This window comes from Streptomyces yatensis (genome assembly GCF_018069625.1).
Classification (GTDB): domain Bacteria; phylum Actinomycetota; class Actinomycetes; order Streptomycetales; family Streptomycetaceae; genus Streptomyces; species Streptomyces yatensis.
This window is the reverse complement of record NZ_CP072941.1, coordinates 4,685,861-4,708,571: the sequence shown is the minus strand read 5'-3', so window position 1 is coordinate 4,708,571 and position 22,711 is coordinate 4,685,861. Positions and strand designations below refer to the sequence as shown.

The 22,711-nt window shown below is 69.6% G+C and carries 22 protein-coding genes and 1 riboswitch; of the genes, 16 read left to right on the top strand and 6 right to left on the bottom strand.

Annotation, left to right across the window (positions count from 1 at the left end; all coding sequences use genetic code 11):
* The first annotated feature begins 53 nt into the window (after positions 1–53).
* The 4 genes from J8403_RS19495 to J8403_RS19480 all read left to right on the top strand — a co-directional run bounded on the left by J8403_RS19495 (position 54) and on the right by J8403_RS19480 (position 3,453).
* A complete protein-coding gene (locus J8403_RS19495) occupies positions 54–713 on the top strand; it encodes a UdgX family uracil-DNA binding protein (protein ID WP_211124300.1) in 660 nt (219 codons plus the stop codon).
* Positions 714–843: 130 nt separating this feature from the next.
* On the top strand, positions 844–1,368 hold the full coding sequence (locus J8403_RS19490; protein ID WP_211124299.1) for a GNAT family N-acetyltransferase: 525 nt from the start codon (positions 844–846) through the stop codon (positions 1,366–1,368).
* 115 nt (positions 1,369–1,483) lie between these two features.
* Entirely contained in the window at positions 1,484–1,750 is a 267-nt protein-coding gene (locus J8403_RS19485; RefSeq protein ID WP_211128331.1) for a DUF4229 domain-containing protein, read from the top strand.
* A 377-nt stretch (positions 1,751–2,127) separates the two neighbouring features.
* Complete coding sequence (locus tag J8403_RS19480) at positions 2,128–3,453, top strand: dicarboxylate/amino acid:cation symporter (protein WP_185929689.1); 1,326 nt, start codon at positions 2,128–2,130, stop codon at positions 3,451–3,453.
* Between the two features lie 90 nt (positions 3,454–3,543).
* Here J8403_RS19480 and J8403_RS19475 read toward each other — a convergent pair whose 3' ends face one another.
* Complete coding sequence (locus J8403_RS19475) at positions 3,544–4,107, bottom strand: flavoprotein (protein ID WP_211124298.1); 564 nt, start codon at positions 4,105–4,107, stop codon at positions 3,544–3,546.
* Positions 4,108–4,239: 132 nt separating this feature from the next.
* Between J8403_RS19475 and J8403_RS19470 the strand changes: the two genes are divergently transcribed.
* The 4 genes from J8403_RS19470 (at position 4,240) to J8403_RS19455 (ending at position 9,855) form a co-directional block, all read left to right on the top strand.
* Positions 4,240–5,424 carry a helix-turn-helix domain-containing protein gene (locus tag J8403_RS19470; protein WP_211124297.1) on the top strand — a complete coding sequence of 395 codons (1,185 nt, stop codon included), beginning with the start codon at positions 4,240–4,242 and terminating at the stop codon, positions 5,422–5,424.
* A 491-nt stretch (positions 5,425–5,915) separates the two neighbouring features.
* A complete protein-coding gene (locus tag J8403_RS19465; protein WP_425519811.1) occupies positions 5,916–6,188 on the top strand; it encodes a hypothetical protein in 273 nt (90 codons plus the stop codon).
* A gap of 523 nt (positions 6,189–6,711) precedes the next feature.
* Positions 6,712–7,158 (top strand): hypothetical protein, encoded by a 447-nt coding sequence (locus J8403_RS19460; protein WP_246585903.1) that lies wholly within the window; start codon positions 6,712–6,714, stop codon positions 7,156–7,158.
* Positions 7,159–7,167: 9 nt separating this feature from the next.
* Entirely contained in the window at positions 7,168–9,855 is a 2,688-nt protein-coding gene (locus tag J8403_RS19455; protein WP_211124294.1) for an HD domain-containing protein, read from the top strand.
* Between the two features lie 28 nt (positions 9,856–9,883).
* Here J8403_RS19455 and J8403_RS19450 read toward each other — a convergent pair whose 3' ends face one another.
* Positions 9,884–10,204, bottom strand: coding sequence for a DMT family transporter (locus J8403_RS19450; RefSeq protein WP_211124293.1), 321 nt, complete (start codon positions 10,202–10,204; stop codon positions 9,884–9,886).
* A 31-nt stretch (positions 10,205–10,235) separates the two neighbouring features.
* Positions 10,236–10,301: riboswitch (guanidine-III (ykkC-III) riboswitch) on the bottom strand.
* A 5-nt stretch (positions 10,302–10,306) separates the two neighbouring features.
* Entirely contained in the window at positions 10,307–11,332 is a 1,026-nt protein-coding gene (locus J8403_RS19445; RefSeq protein WP_211124292.1) for an alpha/beta hydrolase, read from the bottom strand.
* A gap of 220 nt (positions 11,333–11,552) precedes the next feature.
* On the opposite strand from J8403_RS19445, the gene J8403_RS19440 reads away from it, so the two are divergent.
* Positions 11,553–12,167, top strand: coding sequence for a TetR/AcrR family transcriptional regulator (locus tag J8403_RS19440; RefSeq protein ID WP_246586351.1), 615 nt, complete (start codon positions 11,553–11,555; stop codon positions 12,165–12,167).
* Between the two features lie 47 nt (positions 12,168–12,214).
* On the opposite strand, the gene J8403_RS19435 is transcribed toward J8403_RS19440, so the two are convergent.
* Entirely contained in the window at positions 12,215–13,378 is a 1,164-nt protein-coding gene (locus tag J8403_RS19435) for a lipase family protein (RefSeq protein ID WP_211124290.1), read from the bottom strand.
* Between the two features lie 95 nt (positions 13,379–13,473).
* On the bottom strand, positions 13,474–14,565 hold the full coding sequence (locus J8403_RS19430; protein ID WP_211124289.1) for an AraC family transcriptional regulator: 1,092 nt from the start codon (positions 14,563–14,565) through the stop codon (positions 13,474–13,476).
* A 187-nt stretch (positions 14,566–14,752) separates the two neighbouring features.
* On the opposite strand from J8403_RS19430, the gene J8403_RS19425 reads away from it, so the two are divergent.
* Positions 14,753–15,199 carry a cupin domain-containing protein gene (locus J8403_RS19425; RefSeq protein ID WP_211124288.1) on the top strand — a complete coding sequence of 149 codons (447 nt, stop codon included), beginning with the start codon at positions 14,753–14,755 and terminating at the stop codon, positions 15,197–15,199.
* Positions 15,200–15,319: 120 nt separating this feature from the next.
* Here the strand turns inward: J8403_RS19425 and J8403_RS19420 are convergent, their stop codons facing one another.
* Positions 15,320–15,523 (bottom strand): cold-shock protein, encoded by a 204-nt coding sequence (locus tag J8403_RS19420; protein ID WP_014054052.1) that lies wholly within the window; start codon positions 15,521–15,523, stop codon positions 15,320–15,322.
* Positions 15,524–15,879: 356 nt separating this feature from the next.
* Here J8403_RS19420 and J8403_RS19415 point away from each other — a divergent pair, with 356 nt between their 5' ends.
* The 6 genes from J8403_RS19415 (at position 15,880) to J8403_RS19390 (ending at position 22,654) form a co-directional block, all read left to right on the top strand.
* Positions 15,880–16,737 (top strand): menaquinone biosynthetic enzyme MqnA/MqnD family protein, encoded by an 858-nt coding sequence (locus tag J8403_RS19415; protein ID WP_211128330.1) that lies wholly within the window; start codon positions 15,880–15,882, stop codon positions 16,735–16,737.
* A gap of 130 nt (positions 16,738–16,867) precedes the next feature.
* The gene (locus tag J8403_RS19410; RefSeq protein ID WP_211124287.1) at positions 16,868–18,631 is read left to right on the top strand and encodes a serine/threonine-protein kinase; all 1,764 of its coding nucleotides are present in this window, start codon (positions 16,868–16,870) and stop codon (positions 18,629–18,631) included.
* Between the two features lie 107 nt (positions 18,632–18,738).
* Positions 18,739–19,938: a cyclic dehypoxanthinyl futalosine synthase gene (gene mqnC, locus J8403_RS19405; protein ID WP_093463758.1), complete on the top strand. Its 1,200-nt coding sequence runs from the start codon at positions 18,739–18,741 to the stop codon at positions 19,936–19,938.
* Positions 19,938–20,387, top strand: a complete 450-nt coding sequence (locus tag J8403_RS19400) for an imidazolonepropionase-like domain-containing protein (protein WP_211124286.1) — start codon at positions 19,938–19,940, stop codon at positions 20,385–20,387. Before mqnC ends, J8403_RS19400 begins: the two co-directional genes overlap by 1 nt.
* 54 nt (positions 20,388–20,441) lie before the next feature.
* Positions 20,442–21,134, top strand: coding sequence for a demethylmenaquinone methyltransferase (locus J8403_RS19395; RefSeq protein WP_211124285.1), 693 nt, complete (start codon positions 20,442–20,444; stop codon positions 21,132–21,134).
* A 209-nt stretch (positions 21,135–21,343) separates the two neighbouring features.
* Complete coding sequence (locus tag J8403_RS19390; protein ID WP_211124284.1) at positions 21,344–22,654, top strand: geranylgeranyl reductase family protein; 1,311 nt, start codon at positions 21,344–21,346, stop codon at positions 22,652–22,654.
* The last annotated feature ends 57 nt before the right edge of the window (positions 22,655–22,711 follow it).

The following is a 22,711-nucleotide window of genomic DNA, read 5'->3' as shown; positions in this document are numbered from 1 at the left end:
CCACCGCCCGGCGGCCGCTGTCTGACGGCCGCCGAGCGGGGCACTCGGGGAGCATGACCGGTACGAAGAGCCCCGAGGACGCGTACACCGCCGCCCCCTTCGTCCCGGACGGCGCCGACCTGGACGCGCTCCGGGAGGCGGCGGCCGGATGCCGCGGCTGCCCGCTGCACCGCGCCACCACGCAGACGGTCTTCGGCGCCGGCGACCCGGGCGCCCGGGCCATGCTCGTGGGCGAGCAGCCGGGCGATCAGGAGGACCGGCAGGGCAAGCCCTTCGTGGGCCCGGCCGGCAAGGTCCTCGACCGGGCCCTGGCCGAGGCCGGGATCGACCCGGACGAGACGTACATCACCAACGCCGTCAAGCACTTCAAGTTCACCCATGTCCCCGAGCGCGGCAAGCGGCGCATCCACAAGCCGCCCAGCCTGCGCGAGCTCTCGGCCTGCGGGCCCTGGCTGGAGGCCGAGGTGGAGCTGATCGGGCCCGAGGTGATCGTGGCGCTCGGCGCCACGGCCGGGAAGGCGCTGCTCGGCTCGTCGTTCCGGGTGACCAAGGAGCGCGGGACGCGGCTGGAGGGCGACGCGTCGGGACCGGCGCGCGGCGCCCTGATCGTCCCCACGATCCACCCCTCCGCGGTGCTGCGGGCCGATGACCGGGAGGCGGTGTACGAGGGGCTGGTGGCGGATCTGCGGGTCGTGGCGGAGGTGCTCGGCTGAGCGAGCGGCCGGGGCCGGGGCGTACGGAAGCCCGGGAGCCCCGCCGCGGAAGCCCGGGAGTCCCGCCGCCGTCGTGTAAGGGGCCCTGGGCGTGTGACCACTGACAGTCCCGGTGGGTATCGTCGGCCGCATGTCCCTGCGCTTTGAACTCGACCCCGAGGTCACCCCCGAGCTGCTCGACTCCGTCTGTTCCCTCTGGGCCGACGTATCGAACGCGGACGGCGCCGTCGGCTTCGTACCGCCCGTGACCGAGGACGACATACGCCCCGAGCTGCTCAAGCACCTCGCCGCGATGACGGAGGGCCGGACCCGTCTGCTCATCGGCCGTGACGAGGACGGCACCGTGGCCGCCACCGCGTTCTTCACCTTCAACGTCCACCGGCTGATGCGCCACTGGTGCTGGCTCTACACCGTGATGGTGCACCCCTCCCACCAGGGCAAGGGGTATGGCCGCGCCCTTATGGCCGCCGCCGAGGACGGCGCGCGCGATATGGACGGCATCCGGGGGATACGGCTCACCTGCCGCGGCGGCACCGGCGCGGACCGCTTCTACGAGGCGTGTGGCTACAAGGAGGTCGGGCGGGTGCCCGGCGCGATCAGGGTCGCGGACGACGACTTCCGGGACGACGTCACCATGTGGCTGCCGCTGAATTGATCAGAAACCGGCCGTGGTTCACTGGGAGGACAGTTTCTCCCGGCGCAAGCTCCGGCAGAACGCCCAGCAGAACTCCCAGGAGAGAGGACGAGTCGTGTCCTTCACGCCGAGTGCCATGTTCCGCTACACCCTCATGCGCTTGGGAATCTTCGTCGGCTCGTTCCTGGTCATCTGGGGCCTGGTCTACGTGCGGGTGCTGCCCTCCGGCCTCGGCAGCTCCAACCTCTTCTGGGTGGCGCTGCTCGCGCTGGTCGTCTCCGCGCCGCTCAGCTGGGTGATGCTGCGCAGGCAGCGGGACGCCGTGGCCGTCCAGGTCGCCGAGAGGGTGGACCGCGCCAAGGAGCGGCTGGCGGCGAACCAGAGCCAGGAGGACGGCGTCTGACCCGCGCCGGGCTGTAACCCTCCTCACACCGCCCCGCACACTCCACCGACGCCCCCTGCGCCAGCTTCCGTTGGCGCAGGGGGCGTTGATGTCTTTCGGCCCCTCAGAAGCCGTCAGGAGCCCTCGGAAGCCGCCGGAAGTCAAAGATTTCCTTTGGGTGCCCCAAAGCGGCGGTGTTAATGTACTTGTCATGAAGACAGCAGCCGCGCCCCTCATCTCCGCGAGCGTTCCGCTCGTGGCGCGCCTGCACATCGATCTTTGCCGCTGCCTGTCCGCGGCCTGTCGTCGCCGCTGATCGACCTCACGCACAGCGGCCGGAGATCCCGTACGGACTCCTGGCTTTCTCCCGCCCTCTTACCTCCACCGGAGTGTGTCCGTTGTCGTCCGCCCTCAAGGCGTCCCCCCAGGGGTCGTCGTCCTTCCGCCTGCCCAAGGTGCCCTTCTGGGCACAGATCCTGCTGGGCCTCGTCCTCGGTGTGGTGCTCGGCTGGATCGCCCGCAGCGGTGATGTCGGCTGGCTGGTCACCACGCTCGACAAGATCGGCTCGATCTTCGTCCAGCTGCTGAAGCTGGCCGTCGCCCCGCTGGTGTTCTTCGCGATCCTGATCTCGATCACCAATCTGCGGAACGTCAACAACGCCGCCCGGCTGGCCACCCGCACCCTGCTGTGGTTCATGGCCACCTCGCTCATAGCCGTCGCCATCGGCCTCGCGATCGGCCTGATCACCAACCCGGGCGCCGGCACCGATCTGACCCCCAAGGACGGCGCCAAGCCCGACCACGCGGGCTCCTGGCTGGACTTCCTCACCGGGATCGTGCCGACCGACGTCATCACCCCGTTCACCGAGCTGAACGTCCTGCAGATCGTCTTCATCGCCGCCGTCGCGGGCGTCGCGGCCCTCCAGCTCGGCGAGAAGGCCCAGCCGATCCTCACCCTGAGCCAGTCGGTGCTGGAACTGCTCCAGAAGGCCCTGTGGTGGGTCATCCGCCTCGCCCCGCTGGGCACGCTCGGCCTCATCGGCACGGCCATCGCCGACTACGGCTGGAACCTGATCGGCAAGTACGCGACCTTCACCGCCGACATCTACATCGGCTGCGCGCTGGTGATGTTCGGCGTCTACCCGCTGCTGCTCGCGACGGTCGCCAAGGTCAACCCGCTGAGCTTCTTCAAGGGCGCCTGGCCCGCCATCCAGCTCGCCTTCGTCTCCCGCTCCTCGGTCGGCACCATGCCGCTGACCCAGAAGGTCACCGAGCGCCTGGGCGTCCCCAAGGAGTACGCCTCCTTCGCGGTGCCCTTCGGCTCGACGACGAAGATGGACGGCTGCGCCTCGATCTACCCGGCGATCGCCGCGATCTTCATCGCCCAGATCTTCGACGTCCACCTCGGCATCGGCGACTACCTCCTGATCGCCTTCGTCTCGGTCATCGGCTCCGCCGCCACCGCCGGCCTTACCGGCGCCACGGTCATGCTGACCCTGACCCTCTCCACCCTGGGCCTCCCCCTGGAGGGCGTCGGCCTGCTGATGGCCATCGACCCGGTGCTGGACATGATGCGGACCGCCACCAACGTGGCCGGCCAGTCGCTGATCCCGGTGATCGTCTCGGCCCGCGAGAAGATCCTCGACCACGAGGCGTACGCCCACGCCAGCGCCTCCCCGCTGGACGACTACGACGAGCCGGAGCGCCAGCTCGCCGCCGCGTAACACCCGTGCCGCCTGGGGCCAACGGCAATGTCGCCCCACTCTCCTCTCCACTGAGGGTGGGGCGACGTGCTCGGCGAGAGTCGGGGCAGTTCATGGTCGATCAGCATTGCCCTCGCTGGAGGCAATCGATGCCGCATTCAGGGCCAGGTGCCACGGGTAGTTCTCCGGTCGGCCCTGGCCCGGCTTATTGGGTACGAATCCGCCCTCCCCGTACAGCACACGTACGCCCATCGCGCGGAGCGTGGCAACGCTGGTGTCGAACTGAGTGTGATGGGCATAGGCGGCGTTGACGCATGGCATGGTCACGGTGGGGATGCCCTTGCCGGTGGCCTCGGCCACGAATCCGACGATGAATTTCTCGGTGATCCCCAGGGCCCACTGGTTGATCGTGTTGAAGGTGGCGGGCGCCAGGACGGCGGCATCAGCGGGAGGCCAGACGTCCGGCTCCCAGGGCAGCTTGTACTGGCTGCGCACCGGGTGCCCGGTCAGCTCCTCCAGTGCCGGCAGGCCGCCGTCAAGCCAGCGTGCGGCCGTGGGGGTCAATCCGAGGCAGACATCCCAGCCGTCGGCCTGCGCCCGTTCGATGACGCCGGCGATGTTCAGCACCGGCGGGGCGGCGCTTCCGAACAGGTAGAGGACACGGCTCGCGCTCATGCGGGCAGTCCACCGTGTATCACCCTCCCTCTGCAAACCCCGCCGGTCGGGGAATGAGATCGCCATTCACCGCCGTCGTCCATGCCCGGGCGGGTAGCGTTCCGAGGAGTGAGCCACCAAAGGGAGGCATGCATGCCGCTCCCCGACGACGAACACACGGGCACTCGGATCGCGCATCACCGGAAACGGGCTGGGCTGACTCAGCGAGGGTTGGCTCAGAAGGTCCCCTTCTCCTACAGCCTGCTCACCCAGGTCGAGACCGGGCACAAACCGGCCAGCCCCGACCTGGTGGCCGCGGTCGCACGAGCGCTGCGCATCGACGTCACGGCGCTGACCGGCCAGCCCTACGTGACCGAGCTGCAGCAGGACCGGTTGGCGGCACTGGTCCGCCCGATCCGCGAAGCCCTCGACCTCTACGACCTGGGAGCCGACCCGGCGATCACACCCCGTCCCACTCCACAGCTCGTCACCGCTGCTCAGGCACTGTGCCAGCAGGTCCGGGCCACGAAGCTCCATGACGCTGCTCTCGATCTTCCGGGCACGATGGCGGAGATCACCACAGCCGCGTATCGGACGCCGTCGTCCGAGCTGTGGGCCGCCCTGTCGAGTACCTACCGCACCGCGCACGACCTGGCCGTGAAGCTGGGCTACTACGACCTGTCCACGGTGGCGCTGGACCGTATGGACTGGGCCGCGTCACGGGCTTCCGATCCGTTGCTCTCCGCAGTGCGCCAGTACATGCGGGCCCTGGTCTACTTCCGGGAAGGCGAGTACACCATCGGCCAGCGGCTCGTCGCCTCCGGGCAAGGGCTGTTGGAGCAGTCTCCGCAGACGCGAGAGCGGCATGCCGTCGCCGGACAGCTTCACCTCGGGGCAAGCATCATCGCTGCCCGCGCCCATGACGAAGACGCGGTGAAGAACCACCTCACCGAGGCCCGGTCGTACGCGGACCGGACAGGCGAAGCAACGGACGTGCACTGGCTGTCCTTCGGCCCCACGAATGTCACCGTCCACGCGGTGTCGGCTCATGTCGAGATGCGGCACTACGGTGAAGCTCTGCAAGAGGCCGCGAAGGTGCGGATACCGAAGGACTGGGCTGTCTCCCGCGCCGCTCACTTCTACGTGGACCGAGCACGCGCCGAGATGGAAGCGGGGCGCTCCGAAGCAGCCTTGAAGTCCATCGTGACGGCGCGGAAACTGGCGCCACAGCAGACCAGGTACCACGCAGGCGCACGCGAGACCATCAGAGGCCTGATCCACTTGTCCCGTCGCACTCCGGACACGCTGGATCACCTGGCCGCCTGGGTGGGCCTCTGACCCCTTCACGGCACCAGCCCCCGGCTTTCACTCAACTGTGAAAGTTGGGGGCTTCGCATGTCACCAGCATGAATACTCAGCCGGTTTACACCCGCCACAGGACCCCGGCGACGCGGGCGTGCGTCCCGGGGCGTGGCCAACCTGAGGAAGCAGGTCGACATGCGGCACTGTATCGGCAGGATCTTCGAGCAGTTCATGAGACTTCTACAGCCCGGCCAAGGACGTCATCGCACGGTGCAGGTAAATCAGCCGGTGAACTGCGCTGATACCCCGACCTCGCGGCTGCCTCATGTGCAACGGGTTCCGCGTAGGCCCGTGCCGCGTGGTGAGGACGTGCAGCTTGTCCGGCCGTATCTGGTGGCACATGAGCGTCGGAAGAACGTGCCTCGGGTGGAGCTGTTGTGCGCGCCGCACGGGATGGTGGTGGTCAGGTGAGTGCGCAACCGCGATTGCTGCCGTGGCCCGGCCCTGCCGGGAAGCCGTGCTACCTGGTGTCGGACGTGGACGGCGCGGGATATCTGTCGCGCCTGGCCGACGAGGTGGAAGCCGTTCAGCTTCAGAGGGGCGCTGAACTCATCGGTCACGCCCGCTTACTGCTCCGCGACCGGAAGGCGGACGCCCGAGAGCTCCGCTACCTCTCCAACCGCCTCATCGAGGCACTGCAAGACGCTCTCCGGATCGCGGAGAGTCGCGGTGGGCGTCTGCCGGTGTCCGGCGAGTCCGAGAGCGACGAGCCGACTCAAGCGAACGAGGGGGACGGATGAGTCGGGCGTCAGAGGGCTGGCAGGTCGGCCCCGCACCGGGACGTGGTCTGCGTCCGGGCAAAGACGGTCTGCTTGAACTGCCGCTTCACGTTCTCCGTCCCGGTCGCGCGTCTCTGGCATCGCTGGTGCTGACGGTGGTGGAAGCGGAGCAGTTGCACGCCGCCTTGTGTTACGCGCTCGGCGACAAGCCCGCGCCTGAAAACGCGCCCGAGTGCCGAAAGCCGATCCGTTACCCGGGCGGCCGACAGAAGTACTGAAGCCAGCCAGCGGTGCCCTCGGACCTCCCCTCGGTCCGGGGGCACTGCGCTGTTCGGACGGAGGCCCAAGTGGCGAGCACTGATCGAATCGAACCGGTCTGTCCTGGGAAAGGTTGACCCTGAACAAACGTGAAGGCTTTCAACGGAAGGGAAGTGTTGGCGATGAGGCGGCAGTCAACGACCTGGGCACACTATGCTGACGAGTAGTCAATCGACCCGGGGGGGGAACGGTGGCATCGGGGGAACCGAGCGTGGAAGCGAGGGCAGTGCGAAACGAATTCGCACTGGAGCGCTACCGCTACATACAGCAGCAGATCCACGCTGTCAATGAGAACGCTCACCGTTTCCTCGCCATTTATCAGACACTTGCCACTGCGTTGGTCAGTGCAGCCCTCGCGCTCTTTGTGGGGTACCGGAAGTGGGAGGTCGCGCCGGACGTAGCGCGGGGCGGAGTTATCGGTTTGCTGATCCTCGCCACGGTGGTAGCCGCGTTCACCAGCACGCTCATTGTGGTGGGAGCCCTGGCCTGGCTTGATTATCGGAACGAGGAGTGCGATATCACCGACGAGATCGTTGCACCCGGCTTCCGTAAGCGTCCGAATCCGGGCAACCTCTTCCGTTGGTACGAGACGTACGTGTTGTTGTTCATCACCGCCTCGGTTATCACCATGTGGGTGCTTGCCGGGATCTTTCTCCTGCCTGCTATGAGGTGATCGTTTACAGTGCCTGAGTACGACTACGTCAGCACATCTCTCTGGCAGAAGACTCTCGCTGCGCGCTCGCGTGCAGATGATCATCGCAGTCAACGTGAGCGGCTCCGCGTGTCTTATATGGCACTGAGAGACACGGCAGCGGTGCTCCTTTCCGAAAACGCGCGCAGTCTGCCCGATTTTACTGTGCATGACATCAGTCACGTGGACGCGCTGTGGGAGACGGCCAGTCTCATGTGCGGTGATCAGGTTGCACTGAATCCAGCGGAGGCATACGTACTGGGCTGCGCCTTCGTGTTGCATGATGCTGCGATGGGGGCGGCCGCGTATGGGATGAGTGTGCCTTCTGCGTTTGGTGAACAGCGGTGGCGTGATCTGGTGTCCGTAGCCTATTTCCAACAGCATGGATGTTGGCCGGATCAAGAGAAACTGGACGCACCGCCTGCCGAGATCGCGGAAGTGTGCTTGGCGACCGCGATCCGGGAGACTCATGCGGAGCAGGCCCTGCGGCTGGTGGACCAGCCATGGCGGTCCTCCACAGGCAACGAGATCTATCTTATCCAGGACCTCCAGCTCCGCGAAGCCTATGGTCCGCTGATTGGAGATCTGGCAGCCAGCCACTGGTGGCCGGTGCATATGCTCGCCGACCGGTTTCGCCAGGCGAAAGGGTCCCTGCCCTGGCAGCCGGCAGAGTGGATTATCGAACCACTGAAACTGGCCAGTATCCTGAGGCTCGCCGACGCAGCTCAGATCGACAGCCGTCGGGCCCCCACGTTTCTCTTTGCTTTACGTAAACCGCAAGGAATTGCCCGGCAGCACTGGCGTTTCCAGGAACACGTCAGCCGTCCGCACTTGCACGGCGACCGGATCACCTATACATCGCTGCGCCCTTTCTCCTCCGACGATGCCGCTGCTTGGTGGTTGGCCCTCGACTATTTGCGCGGCATCGACGAGGAGCTCAAGAAGGTGGATGCCCTCCTCCATGACCTCGGCCGCAGTCGGCTCGCAGCCCGCGCGGTGGCCGGAGTCGACTCCCCCGAGCGCTTCGCTGAGCTCTTCCCTGTGTCGGACTGGCGGCCGATCGACGCGGTGGTCAAGGTCACGGACGTCCCCGCCCTGGTCGGGACTCTGGGTGGTGAGCAACTGTACGGCAAGGAACTCGAGGTGGCCGTACGCGAGCTGATTCAGAACGCTCAGGACGCTGTACTGGCCCGCTGCGCACTGGAGCCTGACTTCACTGACGGGCGCGTTGATGTTCGTCTCACCGAAAATAGCGACTCTTGGTGCTTGGAGATCAGTGACAACGGGGTGGGCATGGACGAAGAGGCTCTCGTCCACGGCCTGCTTGACTTCGGCACCAGCGGCTGGAGTTCGACCCGGGTCCGCAGTCGGCTTCCTGGCCTGGCGAGCGGGGGATTTCAGCCCAATGGACGGTTCGGTATCGGCTTCTTCTCTGTCTTTTTGCTGGGTGATCAAGTCGAGTTGATCACCCGCCGCTACGATGCCTCCATGTCAGATGCCCGTCGTCTCTCCTTCGAGAGTTCCTCCCGGCGGCCACTCCTGATGCCTTTACCTGCGCAGACGCGAGCCTCACTAGGCACAACTGTGCGCGTCACGCTGAAGGAAAATCCTTATGACGCCCAAGGACTGTTTCGCAGAACCAGTGATGACCGGCTCCTGCAAGTGATCCAGCGATTGGTATTGGAAAACGCGGTCCCTATTCGTATCTGGGAACCCGATGTAGTCAATCCTCACGTCCTTGCACCCTTTGCCTTGGCCACAGGTGCACCCGATGAGGTCTTCGACCGTTTGTACCCGCCTCTGGCGGAAAGTTGGCAGGTCGGGCGGGAGGAGCAGCGTCTCCGGTTGCGCGATCATTTCGTCGAACGGGCGGCCGAACTGCTGGACGATTCGGGCCGGCGCATTGGTCTGGCCACGATCTGGAATAATCTTTTCTCCTATGCGCAGGGTGACTTGCGTGGAATCGTCACAGTAAATGGCTTCCGGGCTGATGACACGATGGCCTTCGCGGGATACCTTGCTGGCGAACCCAGTCGGGCTTCGCGGGACAAGGTGAACTTGGTTGCCGACCGGGAGCAGGTCAGGCGCTGGATGCGCGCCCAGGAGCAATGGCTTCGTGATTCCAAGCACTTCGGTGACTTGATTCAGCTCGATCTGGCCTACACTTTTTACAGGACCCTCGGGTTCCTGGCCGATGACGTCGCTTTCGCTATCACCACGCAGGGCTTGCTCCGCCCTGCCGACATAAGTGCCTGGGTGGAGCAACGCAACGAAGTCTTTATATCGTGGGTTCCTTTGAGCTGGCGACCGAGTCCGCCGCACATCTTCCACTACGTGTCGGGTCAGGACGTACAACTCCCCGACCATTGGGTCGTGATTCGACAAACGGGTTATGTGTCGCCGATATATGACATGTTTCCGGACATCCTGAATCGCGACTCCGAATACGAGCACGCGCGCCACCAGCGCACGCTTACGTGGCAGAAATTCTGGTGGCGCATGTCCGGCGATCTCTTCGGTTTGTTTCTGCGCGGCGTGTGCCAAGGGTGGTCGTGCACCATAGAGGCCCTACTCGCGCCACTTGAGCAGCGTCACTGGTCGGACCATTATTCGATGGATGAGGAGAACCTCGGCCCAGTTTCCGGCTACCTGCTTCGCCGCCCCGGGAGCTCCAGCTGAGGGCCGTGTTCTCTCACAACTGGGGTGTTCACGCGCCCGCCGTGGCCTCCAGGCCCACGATGGCCACCACCAGCAGGAGCAGGAAGAGGATCCGGGCCGGGGTGACCGGTTCCTGGAAGAGGAGCATGCCGAGCAGCGCGGTGCCTACGGCGCCGATGCCGACCCAGACGCCGTAGGCCGTGCCGATGGGCAGGCTTTTGACCGCCACGCTCAGCAGCCCCATGCTCACGATCAGACCGGCGACGGTGAACACGCTGGGCCACAGCCGGGTGAAGCCGTCGCTCAGCTTCATGCCGATCGACCAGCAGATCTCGAACAGTCCGGCGATGAGCAGCAGGACCCAGGCCATGACGGCACCTCCGTGAAGTCTCTCGTTACGGGGTGCGTCGTCTTTGCGGGGCCCGGTACGGCGCGTCTCGTCGGGTGTTCTCGACCGTAGCAAACCCCGGCGTCAGGCGAGCGGGCCGGTGAGGAGGGGCAGGGCGCGGGTGAGCTCGCGCTCCCAGTAGGGCCAGGTGTGGGTGCCGGGGCCGTAGAGGTGGGCGGTGACGGCCAGTCCGTGGGCGCGGGCGCGGCGCACATAGCGCTGGGCCATCTCGCCGAGGCCGCGCTCCAGGGCGTCCTCGGGGCGGCCCGGGGGGTCGAGGGGGCCGGGGGTGCCGTTGCCGCAGGCCAGGTAGAGCGGATAGCCGCGGGGGAGCCGGGGGATGAGGGCGTACGGGTTGTGGGCGTCCCAGAGCGCGGACTGGGCGGCGGGGTCTCCCCACAGGGCCGTCGGGTCGGCGCCCTGGCCCGTGAGGATGCCCTGGATGCCGGCCGGGTCCAGGGTGGTGTGGACGACACCGCTGAAGGACGCCGCCGCGCGGAACAGGCGGGGGTGGCGGGCGGCGTAGGACAGGGCGCCGAAGCCGCCCATGGACAGGCCGGCGATCGCCCGGCGGCCGTTGGCCCGCAGGGCGCGCTCCAGGAGGGGGCGCAGCTCGGCCAGGTGGAAGGTCTCCCAGGCGGGCGGGCCGTAGTGGCCGCCGTTCCACCAGTTGGAGTAGAAGCCGACGGGGCCGCCCTCGGGGGAGACGATCAGGGCCGGGACGTCCGCGGTGATGGCCTCGACATCGGTGTTGCGGGTCCACGCCTCCCAGCCGGGGCCCGGGTCGCAGCAGCCGTGGAGCAGGTAGAGGACGGGCCAGCGGTGGTGGGGGCGGCGGTCGTAGCCGGTGGGGAGGAGGACGCGGGCATGGCCCTCGCGGCCCAGGGCGGGGGAGTCGATCGTCAGGTCGAGGACGCGTTCGCCGACGCGGTCCGCGGCGATGAGGCGGGCGCGGGCGGGCGTCCGGCGTCCGGCAAGGGCTTCCGGCGGAAGGGCCTTCGGGGCCTTCGAGGGGCCGGGCTCCGGGGAGCGGGCTTCGGCGGTGGTCGCCAGGAGCGGTGCGGCGGCCAGCGCGGCGAGTGCGGCGACGGCTCTGCGGCGGTTCGGCATCGTTCGTTCTCCTTCGCGGTGCTGCGTATGGAGCTGAACGGGGCACGGTGCGTGGTCAGTTGAAACTTTGATGTCGACCGGCGGCCGTGGCAAGAGCGCCGACAGCGGTCCCACGTAGGCTTAACCCGATATGTGTGCGGGGGCACGATCGAAGGGGGCGGCCTGCGTGGGCGGGGCGACGGGGAGCAAGCGCGTACCACGGGCGGTGCGGGAGCAGCAGATGCTGGATGCGGGGGTGCGGGCCTTCGCGCGCAGCGGCTATCGCAACGCCTCGATGGACGACATCGCCGAGCTGGCCGGGGTTTCCAAACCGCTGGTCTATCTCTATCTCAACTCCAAGGAAGAGCTGTTCACGGCGTGCATACGGCGGGAGGCCGCGGCGCTGGTGACCGCGGTGCGCGCCGCCGTGGAGCGGGACGCGCCCGCCGACCGGCAGTTGTGGAGCGGGCTGAGCGGCTTCTTCGCCCATGCGGCCGAACATCCCGACGGCTGGACGCTGTTGCATGTGCAGGCCCGTACGCATGGGCAGCCCTACGCGCGCGAAGTGGCCGCGATGCGGGCGGAGATCGTGGAGTTCGTGACGCAGCTGATCGGGGCCGCGGCGCGGGAGCACGCCCGCGGCACGGCGCGCGCCCGGACCCTCGCGGGCACCGAGGTGTCCGGGCTCGCGCACGCGCTGGTGGGCGCGGCCGAATCGCTCGCGGACTGGGCGGGGGACGGGAGAGCGGGCGGGCACTCGGCCAAGGAGGCCGCGGCCACCCTGATGAACTTCGCCTGGGCCGGGCTGGGGAATCTGCTCCAGGGGACGGGATGGTCGCCCGACCGGGTCGGGTGAGATGCGGATTCAGCTGAGCGGTGGGCCGGTGTGGCGTCGGGTGGGCGTCAGGCGGTGCAGGTGCCCCGCGTCGGTTCGTCCGCCAGCCGTCCGGCCATCCAGTCCAGGGCCGCCGGGATCCCGGTCAGCGCCGTGGTGACATGGTCGAGCGGATAGTCGCGCCACTGCACCGGAACGCCCCGGGCGCACCAGCGGGTGCGCAGCGCCTCGCCGACCCGGTACGGGATCAGCTCGTCCACCAGGCCCTGGTAGAGGTAGACGGGGCGGTCCGGGGCGCGGGTGCCCAAGTACGAGGTGCGCAGCGCGAGTTGCCAGGCCGGGTCGGCCAGCGGATCCCTTACGGTCACCTCGGACAGGTGCTGGAAGAGCCCGGCGATGGTGCTGAGGGCCACGCAGTTCCGCTTCATGAAGTCCGCATAGCCGCGGCCCCGGTCGTTGAGGTACGCGTCGAGCCGCAGCGCGGGGAAGGCGGCGTCCTGTCCGGCGAGCGCCATCAGGGCGAGTCCGGCACCGGCTCCACCGTCGTTGTGGGCGAGCGTCGTGGGGAGATCGGCGGGCACGCCTCCGGCGGCCGTGCCCTTCAGCCGCAGCTCGGGGGCGTACGAGGCGTGCAGTTCGGCGGCCCAGCCGGCCGCCTGGCCGCCCTGGGAGTAGCCCATGATGCCGACGGGAGCCTCCGGTGAGAGCCCGGCCTCCGGAAGGCGCTGGGCGGCGCGCGCCGCGTCCAGGACGGCATGGCCCTCGGACCGGCCGGCCGTATAGGTGTGGTCGCCCGGGGTGCCCAGCCCCTCGTAGTCGGTGACGGCGACGGCCCAGCCGCGGCGCAGCGCGAGGTCGATCAGCTGGGCCTCGGTCGAGGTGCCCTGCGGGAACCGGCCGGAGACCGCGCAGTCGTCGGAGAGGCCGACGGCGCCGATGCCCCAGGTGAGGAGCGGCCGGGGGCCCGGCTTGCCGTCGTCGGGGACGACGACCGTGCCGGAGACGACGTCGGGGCGGCCGGTGGCGGTGGTCGAGCGGTAGGTGATGTGCCATGCCCTGGTCGCGGTCGGCACCCCGGGCAGCGTCCGGAAGGCGGTGGGGGCGGAGGTGACGATGTCGCCGGCTCTGCCGGTGCCGTCGGCCGGGGCGCCCGATACGGCCGCGGCGGCGGGCGGCGCCGAGGCCAGGGCCAGTGCGGTGAGGGCGGCGAGCACGGTGGTGCGGATGCGCATACGGCTCTCCCAACGGTGCGGTGCGCTCTGGTGGTGCCGAGTCGCTGTGGGAGGACCGTAAGGACGGGCGGAATGTCTGTGGCTGACCGCGGCGCTCAGTTTTGCTGACTCCATGTCTCATGTCGGTATGCGCCCGGAGTTGACCCGGTCCAGCGTCGGAACGCCCGGTGGAACGCCGTGTCCTCGGAAAAGCCCAGCCGGGCGGACAGGTCGGCGATGGGCTCGGCCCCCTCGGCCAGGCTGCTGACCGCCTCGTCACGCCGCACGGTGTCCTTGAGCTTCTGGAAGGACGTGCCCTCCTCGCGCAGCCGCCGCCGCAGCGTCGCCGGACTGACCGCCAGCCGGGCGGCCACCTCGGGAAGCTCCGGGAGCCGCGCGGTGCGTCGGCCGCGTGGGCTCATCGCCGGGCCGCCGCGCGCCCGCAGCGCCCCGGTGAGCGCGTGCCGCACCTGCTCGGCCACGGTCGTCGCGTAGGCGCGGCGGCTGAGCAGCCCGGCGGGCGCGTACCGCAGCAGCGTCTGGAGCGTGGACTCGTCCTGGACGACGGGGGCGGTCAGCCAGCGGCGGTCGAAACCGGCCGCGGTGCGCGGGGCGCCGAAGCGGGGCGGGCAGCCGAAGAGCGGCTCGTAGTCGTCGGCGTACGGGGGCGGGGGATAGGCGAACTGGGCCCACAGCAGCGGGATGCGGCGACCGATCAGCCAGCCGGCGAGCCGGTGCCAGATGAGCATCAGCCATTCGGCCACGATGTGGTGCTCGGCCGCCGTAAGGCCGTCCGCATGCGGGCCCAGCCCGCCGCGCAGGGCGAACACCGCCTCCCGGCCGCGGCCCGCGCCGCGTTCCAGGGCCAGATTGGGTCCGCCCGGGAAGAGCCGGTAGAAGCGGGCCCCGCGCTCCACCGCCGTGCCGAGGTCGGGGCAGCCCAGCGAGGCGTAGCACATCATCGCGAAGGTGCCGGGGCGGCTGCGGATGGTCCCCAGCCCCAGGAACTCGTCCCCGGTGGCCCGGTGCAGGGCACGCACCAGCCGGGCGAACTGCTCGGGGGAGACGCGGGCGCGGTCGTCGGTGAGCAGCAGCGGGGGTATCCGGGCCCGTTGCAGCAGGGGGACGGTGTCGAGGCCGAGCCGCTGCGCACCGCGCAGCGCGGCCCGCACATGGTGCACCGTCACCGTCCGCCGCCCGCGCCCCATGGTCAAAACCGTAGCCCGATCGGGGCGTTGCGTCAGCGGTGCGTCGCCGGCCCCCTACACGGCGTGAGCACCTTAAGGGCGGCGCGAACCCCTTCATGCCGGGTGAGTGCCTTGAGTCGACGATGGCGTGAGCGCCTTACGGGCTATCCTCGACGGCCCGGACGGACCTGTGAGAGCGGTGAGGGACATGACCACGACCCGGCGGCCCGCGACAGCCGAATGGCTCGGCCTGGAGCCCCATCCGGAGGGCGGCTGGTACCGGGAGACCTGGCGAAGCGATGTCACGGTGCGGCCGCCGGGGTACGAGGGCGAGCGCGCGTCGGCCACGGCGATCTACTTCCTGCTGACTCCCGGTGAGGAGTCCCGCTGGCATGTGGTGCGCTCGGCCGAACTGTGGCTGTGGCACAGCGGCGGCCCGCTGCGGCTCCGGCTGGGCGGTACGGGCGACGGCCCGGAGGCGGCCCCCACGGAGCTGGTCCTGGGTCCCGATATCGCCGCCGGCCAGCGGCCCCAGGTCGTCGTCCCGCCGGGCACCTGGCAGTCGGCCCGTCCGGTGGCGGACGAGGAGGTCCTGGTGAGCTGTGTGGTCTCCCCGGGCTTCGACTTCGCCGACTTCCGGCTGCTGGAGGACTGACCGTCCCCGCGAGGCTCCGGGAAAGGCGGAAGGCCAGAAAGGGCGGAGAAGAGGCGGAAAAGGCAGGAGCCCCGCTTCCCGCCAGGCGGGGAGCAGGGCTCCTTAGGTGGTGCTACTTGATCAGACGGGGCTGACGTTCTCCGCCTGGGGGCCCTTCGGACCCTGAGTGACGTCGAAGGTCACGGCCTGGTTCTCCTCAAGAGAACGGAAGCCGGTCGCGTTGATCGCGGAGTAGTGAACGAAGACATCGGGGCCGCCGCCGTCTTGGGCGATGAAGCCGAAGCCCTTCTCGGCGTTGAACCACTTGACGGTTCCGGTAGCCATAAGCCCTCCTTGGGCCAAAGGGTTGCCCTGCTCCAGAACCTGCAAGAAGTCTGAAAACTACAAAAGCCTGCGGTTACATGCTCCGCAGGCTCTGTACTGCAAGGAAACCAAACTGCAACTTGCGGCGAGCCTAGCACGCTCCGTGTGCACGAGGAAAGAGCCGAAGATCACGAAAACGAGGGGTTTCCCTGGCTTCCAGGATGGATAAGATCGCAGGTCGAGCGCTTACCGGTCAGTCAGCGCAAGGCTCGCCGACCACCCCGCCGCCATTCCCGGGGGCGAGCGGGGCTAGCCTCCGAGACGTGGACAATTCACCGAGTTCCCCCTCGCGGAGTACCCAGGACGCCTCCGAAAGCATCAGGCCCCCTGTCGGTCATCGGCTCAGCCGGCCAAAAGTGGGGCACATCCAGTACCTCAATTGCATGCCGTTGTACTGGGGCCTCGCCAGGACCGGATCCCTCCTGGATTTCGAGCTCACCAAGGCATCTCCCGACGCCCTCAACGACCTGCTGGTCCGTGGCGATCTCGACATCGGCCCGATCAGCCTGGTGGAGTATCTGCGCAATGCGGACGATCTCGTCGCGCTCCCCGACATCGCGGTGGGCTGCGACGGGCCCGTGATGTCCTGCGTGATCGTCTCACAGCTGCCGCTGGAGCAGCTGAACGGGGCGCGCATCGCACTCGGTTCCGCCTCGCGCACCTCCGTACGCCTGGCTCAGCTGCTGCTCGCCGAGCGGTACGGGCTCACGCCCGACTACTACACCTGCCCGCCCGACCTCAGCCTGATGATGCAGGAGGCCGAGGCGGCGGTGCTGATCGGCGACGCCGCGCTGCGGGCCAATCTCCACGACGCGCCCCGGCTCGGCCTCCAGGTCCACGACCTGGGGCAGATGTGGAAGGAGTGGACCGGGCTCCCCTTTGTCTTCGCGGTATGGGCGGCCCGCCGCGAGTACCTGGAGCGGGAGCCGGAGATCGTCCGGGGCGTGCACCAGGCGTTCCTGGAGTCGCGGAACGTCTCCCTGGAGGAGGTCGGCAAGGTCGCCGAGCAGGCGGCGCGCTGGGAGCAGCTCGAGGCGTCGGTGCTGGAGCGCTACTTCACCACCCTCGACTTCAGCCTCGGCGCGGAGCAGCTGCGGGGCATCGCGGAGTTCGCCCGCCTGACGGGTCCGACGACGGGATACCCGGCGGACGTCCGGGTCGATCTGCTGACCTGACCCCAGCCGACCTGAGCTGAACTGAGCCGCCCGACCCGGGCCGACCTGTCCTTTCCGGGCCGCACCGACCTGCGTGGATGGCGGGAACACCCCCTAAGCTGGATCGGCGCACGGAGGGGGAGGCAACGCGATGGATCCGCTGGCAGCGGACGATCCGCAGGTCATCGGCGCGTACCGGCTGCTCGGACGGCTCGGTTCGGGCGGCATGGGCCGGGTCTTTGTGGGACGCAGCGCGGGCGGGCGCACGGTAGCGGTGAAGGTCGTGCACGCCCATTTCGCGCTGGACGAGGAGTTCCGCGCCCGCTTCCGGCGCGAGGTCGACGCCGCGCGCCGGGTCGGCGGCGCCTTCACCGCGCCGGTCCTGGACGCCGACCCGGAGGCACGCATTCCGTGGGTGGCCACCGGCTATGTGGCGGGCCCTCCGCTCAACCAGGCCGTGTCCGACGAGGGGCCGTTGCCCGAATCGGCGGTGCGGGCCCTGGGTGCGGGGCTCGCCGAGGCCCTGGCCGCGGTGCACGCCCTCGGCCTGGTCCACCGCGACGTCAAGCCGTCCAATGTGCTGCTCGCGCTCGCCGGTCCGCGTCTGATCGACTTCGGCATCGCCCGGGCCACCGAGGGCACGGTCTCGCTGACCTCGACCGGCGCCTCCATCGGCTCGCCCGGCTATATGGCGCCCGAGCAGATCCTGGGCGAGGGCGTCGAGGGCGCGGCCGATGTCTTCTCCCTGGGCGCGGTGCTGGCGTACGCGGCGACCGGCAAGCCGCCGTTCCCGGGCGACACTTCGGCCGCGCTGCTCTACAAGGTGGTGCACGACGAGCCCAAGCTCGGCCCCGAGCTGACCGGGGACCTGCGCGACCTGGTCGCCGCCTGCCTCGCCAAGAACCCGGCCGACCGCCCCACCCCCGAGCGGATCGTACGGCGCCTCGCCCCGGAGGACGGCGCCTCTGGGCTCGCCCGGCCGGGCTGGCTGCCGGGGGCGCTGGTCGAGCGGGTGAGCCGGCAGGTGGTGGAGCTGCTCGACCTGGAGGCGGAGGCCGTGGCCCTGCCGCCGGTGGCCGAACGGCCCGCCATAGGGCCGCCTGCCATAGAGCCGTCCGACACAGTGCCGCCCGCCATGGGGCCGTCCACCACCCAGCCGCCCGCCGAGGACGCCCCGAGCCCGCCGCCCACCCCGGCCCCGGCCTCACCCCTGCTGGGAGCTTTCGGCCCGCCCGACCCGTCGTACGCCAACGGGCTGCCCCCGAAGGACCGGCCGGCCGGGCCCCCGCTTCCCTCCCCGTCGTCGACACCGGGCGGCCGCAGTGTCGCGCTCTCCGCCGCCGTCGGCGGTAAGAAGCGCCCCAAGGCGCTGAGCTGCACGCTGGTGCTGTCCGTCGCGGGCGCGCTGGCCGTGGCGACGACCGCCGCCGTGCTCTTCAAGGTGCTGCCCGGCGGCTCGGCCGACAGCAACGATCAGGGCGCCGCGGACCCCCGCCCCTCCGCCACCGAGCGGAACCCGGGAGACGGCGCTCCCGACGGCCCCGGCTCCGGCTCCGGGAAGGGTGCCGTGCCCAAGGCGTTCCTCGGCACCTGGCAGGGCGATCTGACCTCCGACTCGGGCATCCCGGTGGGCACCTTGACCATCACCTTCCGGCAGGGGCGGACCGGGCAGGACGTCGCCAGCGGCCGGGTCAAGCTGTCGGTGCTGCGCTGCGACAGCACCTGGAAGCTGGTCTCGGCGGCCCCGAAACAACTCCACCTCGACGCGCGCCTGAAGGGCTCCCAGCCCCAGCAGGGGTGCAGCGACGCCTCGACGGACGAGCGGTTCACCCTCACCTCCGACGGCGCGCTCAGCTACAAGGCGAAGGACCAGCAGGCGGGTGACCCCACGGGCACTCTGCGCAAGCTCGAATGAGCGGGGGCGGGGGTGCACTGATGTGCCCGCCACGTACTCGTACAGGCGTACAAGCGCTGGCGTACGCTGGGTCGGTCCACCCATAAACCTCCGAAAGGTACGCCCCGGTGACCGCAAACGCAGAGGTGCAGGTAGTCCTCGACCGCGCCGCCGACGGGGGTCGGATCACCCCACAAGAGGCGCTCGACCTTTACCGCTCGGCTCCGCTGCACGCGCTGGGGGCCGCCGCCGACGCGGTCCGCCGCCGTCGCTACGCCGGCACCGAGCACATCGCGACGTACATCATCGAACGGAACATCAACTACACCAACGTCTGCGTGACGGCGTGCAAGTTCTGCGCCTTCTACGCCGCGCCGAAGGACACCGCGAAGGGCTGGAGCCGCGATCTCGACGACATCCTGCGGCGCTGCGCGGAGACCGTCGAGCTGGGCGGCACGCAGATCATGTTCCAGGGCGGCCACCACCCGGACTACGGCGTGGAGTACTACGAGAAGCACTTCTCGGCCATCAAGAAGGCGTTCCCGCAGCTGGTGATCCACTCGCTGGGGGCGTCCGAGGTCGAGCACATGGCGCGGATCTCGGGCGTCTCGGCCGAGGAGGCCATCCGCCGGATCCACGCGGCCGGTCTCGACTCCTTCGCGGGCGCGGGCGCCGAGCTGCTGCCCGAGCGGCCGCGCAAGGCCATCGCACCGCTCAAGGAGTCCGGCGAGCGCTGGCTGGAGATCATGGAGATCGCCCATAACCTCGGCGTGGAGTCCACCTCCACCATGCTGATGGGCACCGGCGAGACCAACGCCGAGCGCATCGAGCACATCCGCATGATCCGCGATGTGCAGGACCGTACGGGCGGCTTCCGCGCCTTCATCCCGTACACCTACCAGCCCGAGAACAACCACCTGAAGGGCCAGACGCAGGCGACCGTCTTCGAGTACCTGCGGATGATCGCCATCGCCCGGCTCTTCCTCGACAACGTCGCCCATATCCAGGGTTCCTGGCTGACCGTCGGCAAGGAGGCCGGCCAGCTGGCCCTGCACTACGGGGCGGACGACCTCGGCTCGGTGATGCTGGAGGAGAACGTGGTCTCCTCGGCCGGCGCCCGCCACCGCTCGAACCGGATGGAGCTGCTCCACCTCATCCGCGCGGCCGGCCGGGTCCCCGCGCAGCGCGCCACGACGTACGAGCACCTGGTGGTGCACGACGACCCGGCGAACGACCCGGTCGACGACCACGTCGTCTCGCATCTGTCCTCGACGGCGATCGACGGTGGCACGGCCCACCCCGAGCTGACGGTGATCCAGGCGTCCTGATGCTCACGCTCCACGCGGCGCCCGTCGTCCGGCACACCCCCGACGACGCGGCGCCGCTGCACGACGCCGCCGTCGCGGTCGACGGCGACCGCATCGCCGCCATCGGCCCCCTGGAGGAGCTGCGGCGGAGCTATCCGCGGGCCCGGGTGCGGGAGTGGCCCGGGGAGCTCGGCCCGGCCCTGGTCCACGAGGGCCCGGTGCCGGACGCGCCCAGCCCGCGGGAGCGGATCCACGCCCTGCTGCGGCGGGGCGCGACCGCCGTCCTCGCGCACCACCTCGGGGATGCCGAGCTGCTCGCGGCCGCCCACCGGGGCGGTATCGCCGTCCTGGACCGGCCCCGGCCGCCCGTCCTGACCCCGGCGGGCCGCGCGGACCTGGCCGTCTTCGACGCGGACGGCGCGTGCCTGGCCACGGTGGTGGCGGGGCGGCTGGTGCACCGGCGCCGCTGAGGCACGCCGGGCCCCGGGCGGGGGTGCGGGGCGCGGGAGGTGAACAATGGGGGCGTGAGCCGAGCATCCCTGGACAAGCAGCCGCACGAAGTCGCCGCCATGTTCGACGGCGTGGCGGCCAAATACGACCTCACCAACGATGTGCTGTCGCTCGGGCAGGCCCGGCTGTGGCGCAAGGCGGTCGCCCGGGCCGTGGACGCGCGCGCCGGTGAGCGGGTGCTCGACCTCGCCGCCGGTACGGGGACGTCCTCGCTGCCCTTCCAGGCGGCGGGCGCGTACGTGGTGCCGTGCGACTTCTCGCTCGGGATGCTCCGGGAGGGCAAGAAGCGCCATCCGCGGCTGCCGCTGACGGCGGGCGACGCCACCCGGCTGCCCTTCGCGGACGGGGTCTTCGACGCCGTCACGATCTCCTTCGGGCTGCGCAACATCCAGGACACGCAGGGGGCGCTGCGCGAGATGCTGCGGGTGACCCGGCCCGGCGGACGGGTCGTCATCTGCGAGTTCAGCCACCCCACATGGGAGCCGTTCCGCACGGTCTACAGCGAGTATCTGATGCGCGCGCTGCCGCCGATCGCGACCTCGGTCAGCAGCAACCCGGACGCGTATGTCTACCTCGCCGAGTCCATCCGCGCCTGGCCGGACCAGCCCCGGCTCGCCGCCCGGCTGCGGTCGGCGGGCTGGGAGCGGCCGGCCTGGCGCAACCTCACCGGCGGCGTGGTGGCCCTCCACCGGGCGTACAAGCCGTAAGGCGGCCACGAACGCGGCATACGCGCCGTAAGGCGGCCGTACGAGCCGTAAGGCGGCCATGGGCGGTCCCCGGCCGGGCCGTCGGGGACGGCACCTTGCTGCCCTTCGCGCCCCTTCGCGAGTGCCGGAGTTTCGCCCCACATAGACTGCAAGGTGTCCAGTGCCCGGCGTGACCGGCACGCCGTTACCGAGGCTTGGGGAGACCCCGCGTGAGCGAGACCGCACCCACCGAGAGCGCGTCCTTTGGGATCTCGGAGCGCAGCGCCGATGTGATCGTCGTCGGCGCCGGACCGGCCGGCTCCACCACCGCCTACCACCTCGCCAAGGCGGGGCTTGATGTGCTGCTGCTGGAGAAGACGGCCTTTCCGCGCGAGAAGGTGTGCGGTGACGGCCTGACCCCGCGCGCCACCAAGCAGCTCGTGGCCATGGGCATCGACATCTCCGAGGAGGCGGGCTGGCTGCGCAACCGGGGTCTGCGGATCATCGCGGGCGGGGTGCGGCTGCAGCTCGACTGGCCGGAGCTGGCCGCGTACCCCAACTACGGCCTGGTCCGTAAGCGCGACGACTTCGACGAGCAGCTGGCGCGGCAGGCGCAGAAGGCCGGGGCCCGGCTGTACGAGCGCTGCAATGTGGGCGCCCCGATCACCGACGACCGCACCGGCCGGATCACCGGGGTCCACGCGAAGCTGGGCGAGGAGAAGACGCCCGTCACCTTCCACGCGCCCCTGGTGGTCGCCGCCGACGGCAACTCCACCCGGCTCTCGCTCGCCATGGGGCTGCACCGGCGCGAGGACCGTCCGATGGGCGTCGCCGTGCGGACGTACTTCACCTCGCCCCGCCATGACGACGACTACCTCGAGTCCTGGCTGGAGTTGTGGGACCGGCGCGGGGCGGAGGACCGGCTGCTGCCCGGCTACGGCTGGATCTTCGGCATGGGCGACGGCACGAGCAATGTGGGCCTGGGCGTCCTCAACACCTCGTCCTCCTTCAAGGAGCTCGACTGGCGCGAGATCCTCAAGGCGTGGTGCGCCTCGATGCCGGAGGACTGGGGCTACACCCCGGAGAACATGACCGGCCCGATCCGCGGCGCCGCGCTCCCGATGGCCTTCAACCGGCAGCCGCACTACACCCGCGGGCTGCTGCTGGTCGGTGACGCGGGCGGCATGGTCAACCCGTTCAACGGCGAGGGCATCGCCTATGCGATGGAATCCGGGCAGATCGCCGCGGACGTGATCGTGCAGGCCCATGCCCGCGCCACCGCCCCCCAGCGCGAACTGGCCCTCCAGCGCTACCCGAAGGTCCTCAAGGACACCTACGGCGGCTACTACACGCTGGGCCGGGCGTTCGTGAAGCTGATCGGCAATCCGAAGGTCATGAAGCTGGCGGCGCAGCGCGGGCTGACGCATCCGATGCTGATGCGGTTCACCCTGAAGCTGCTGGCGAATCTGACGGATCCGACGGGCGGCGACGCGATGGACCGCATCATCAACGGCCTCACCAAGGTGACCCCGCGAGCCTGACGGCCCGTCCGGACGCCCCGGCCGCGTGCCCGTGTCCGGACGCCCCGCTCGTGTGCA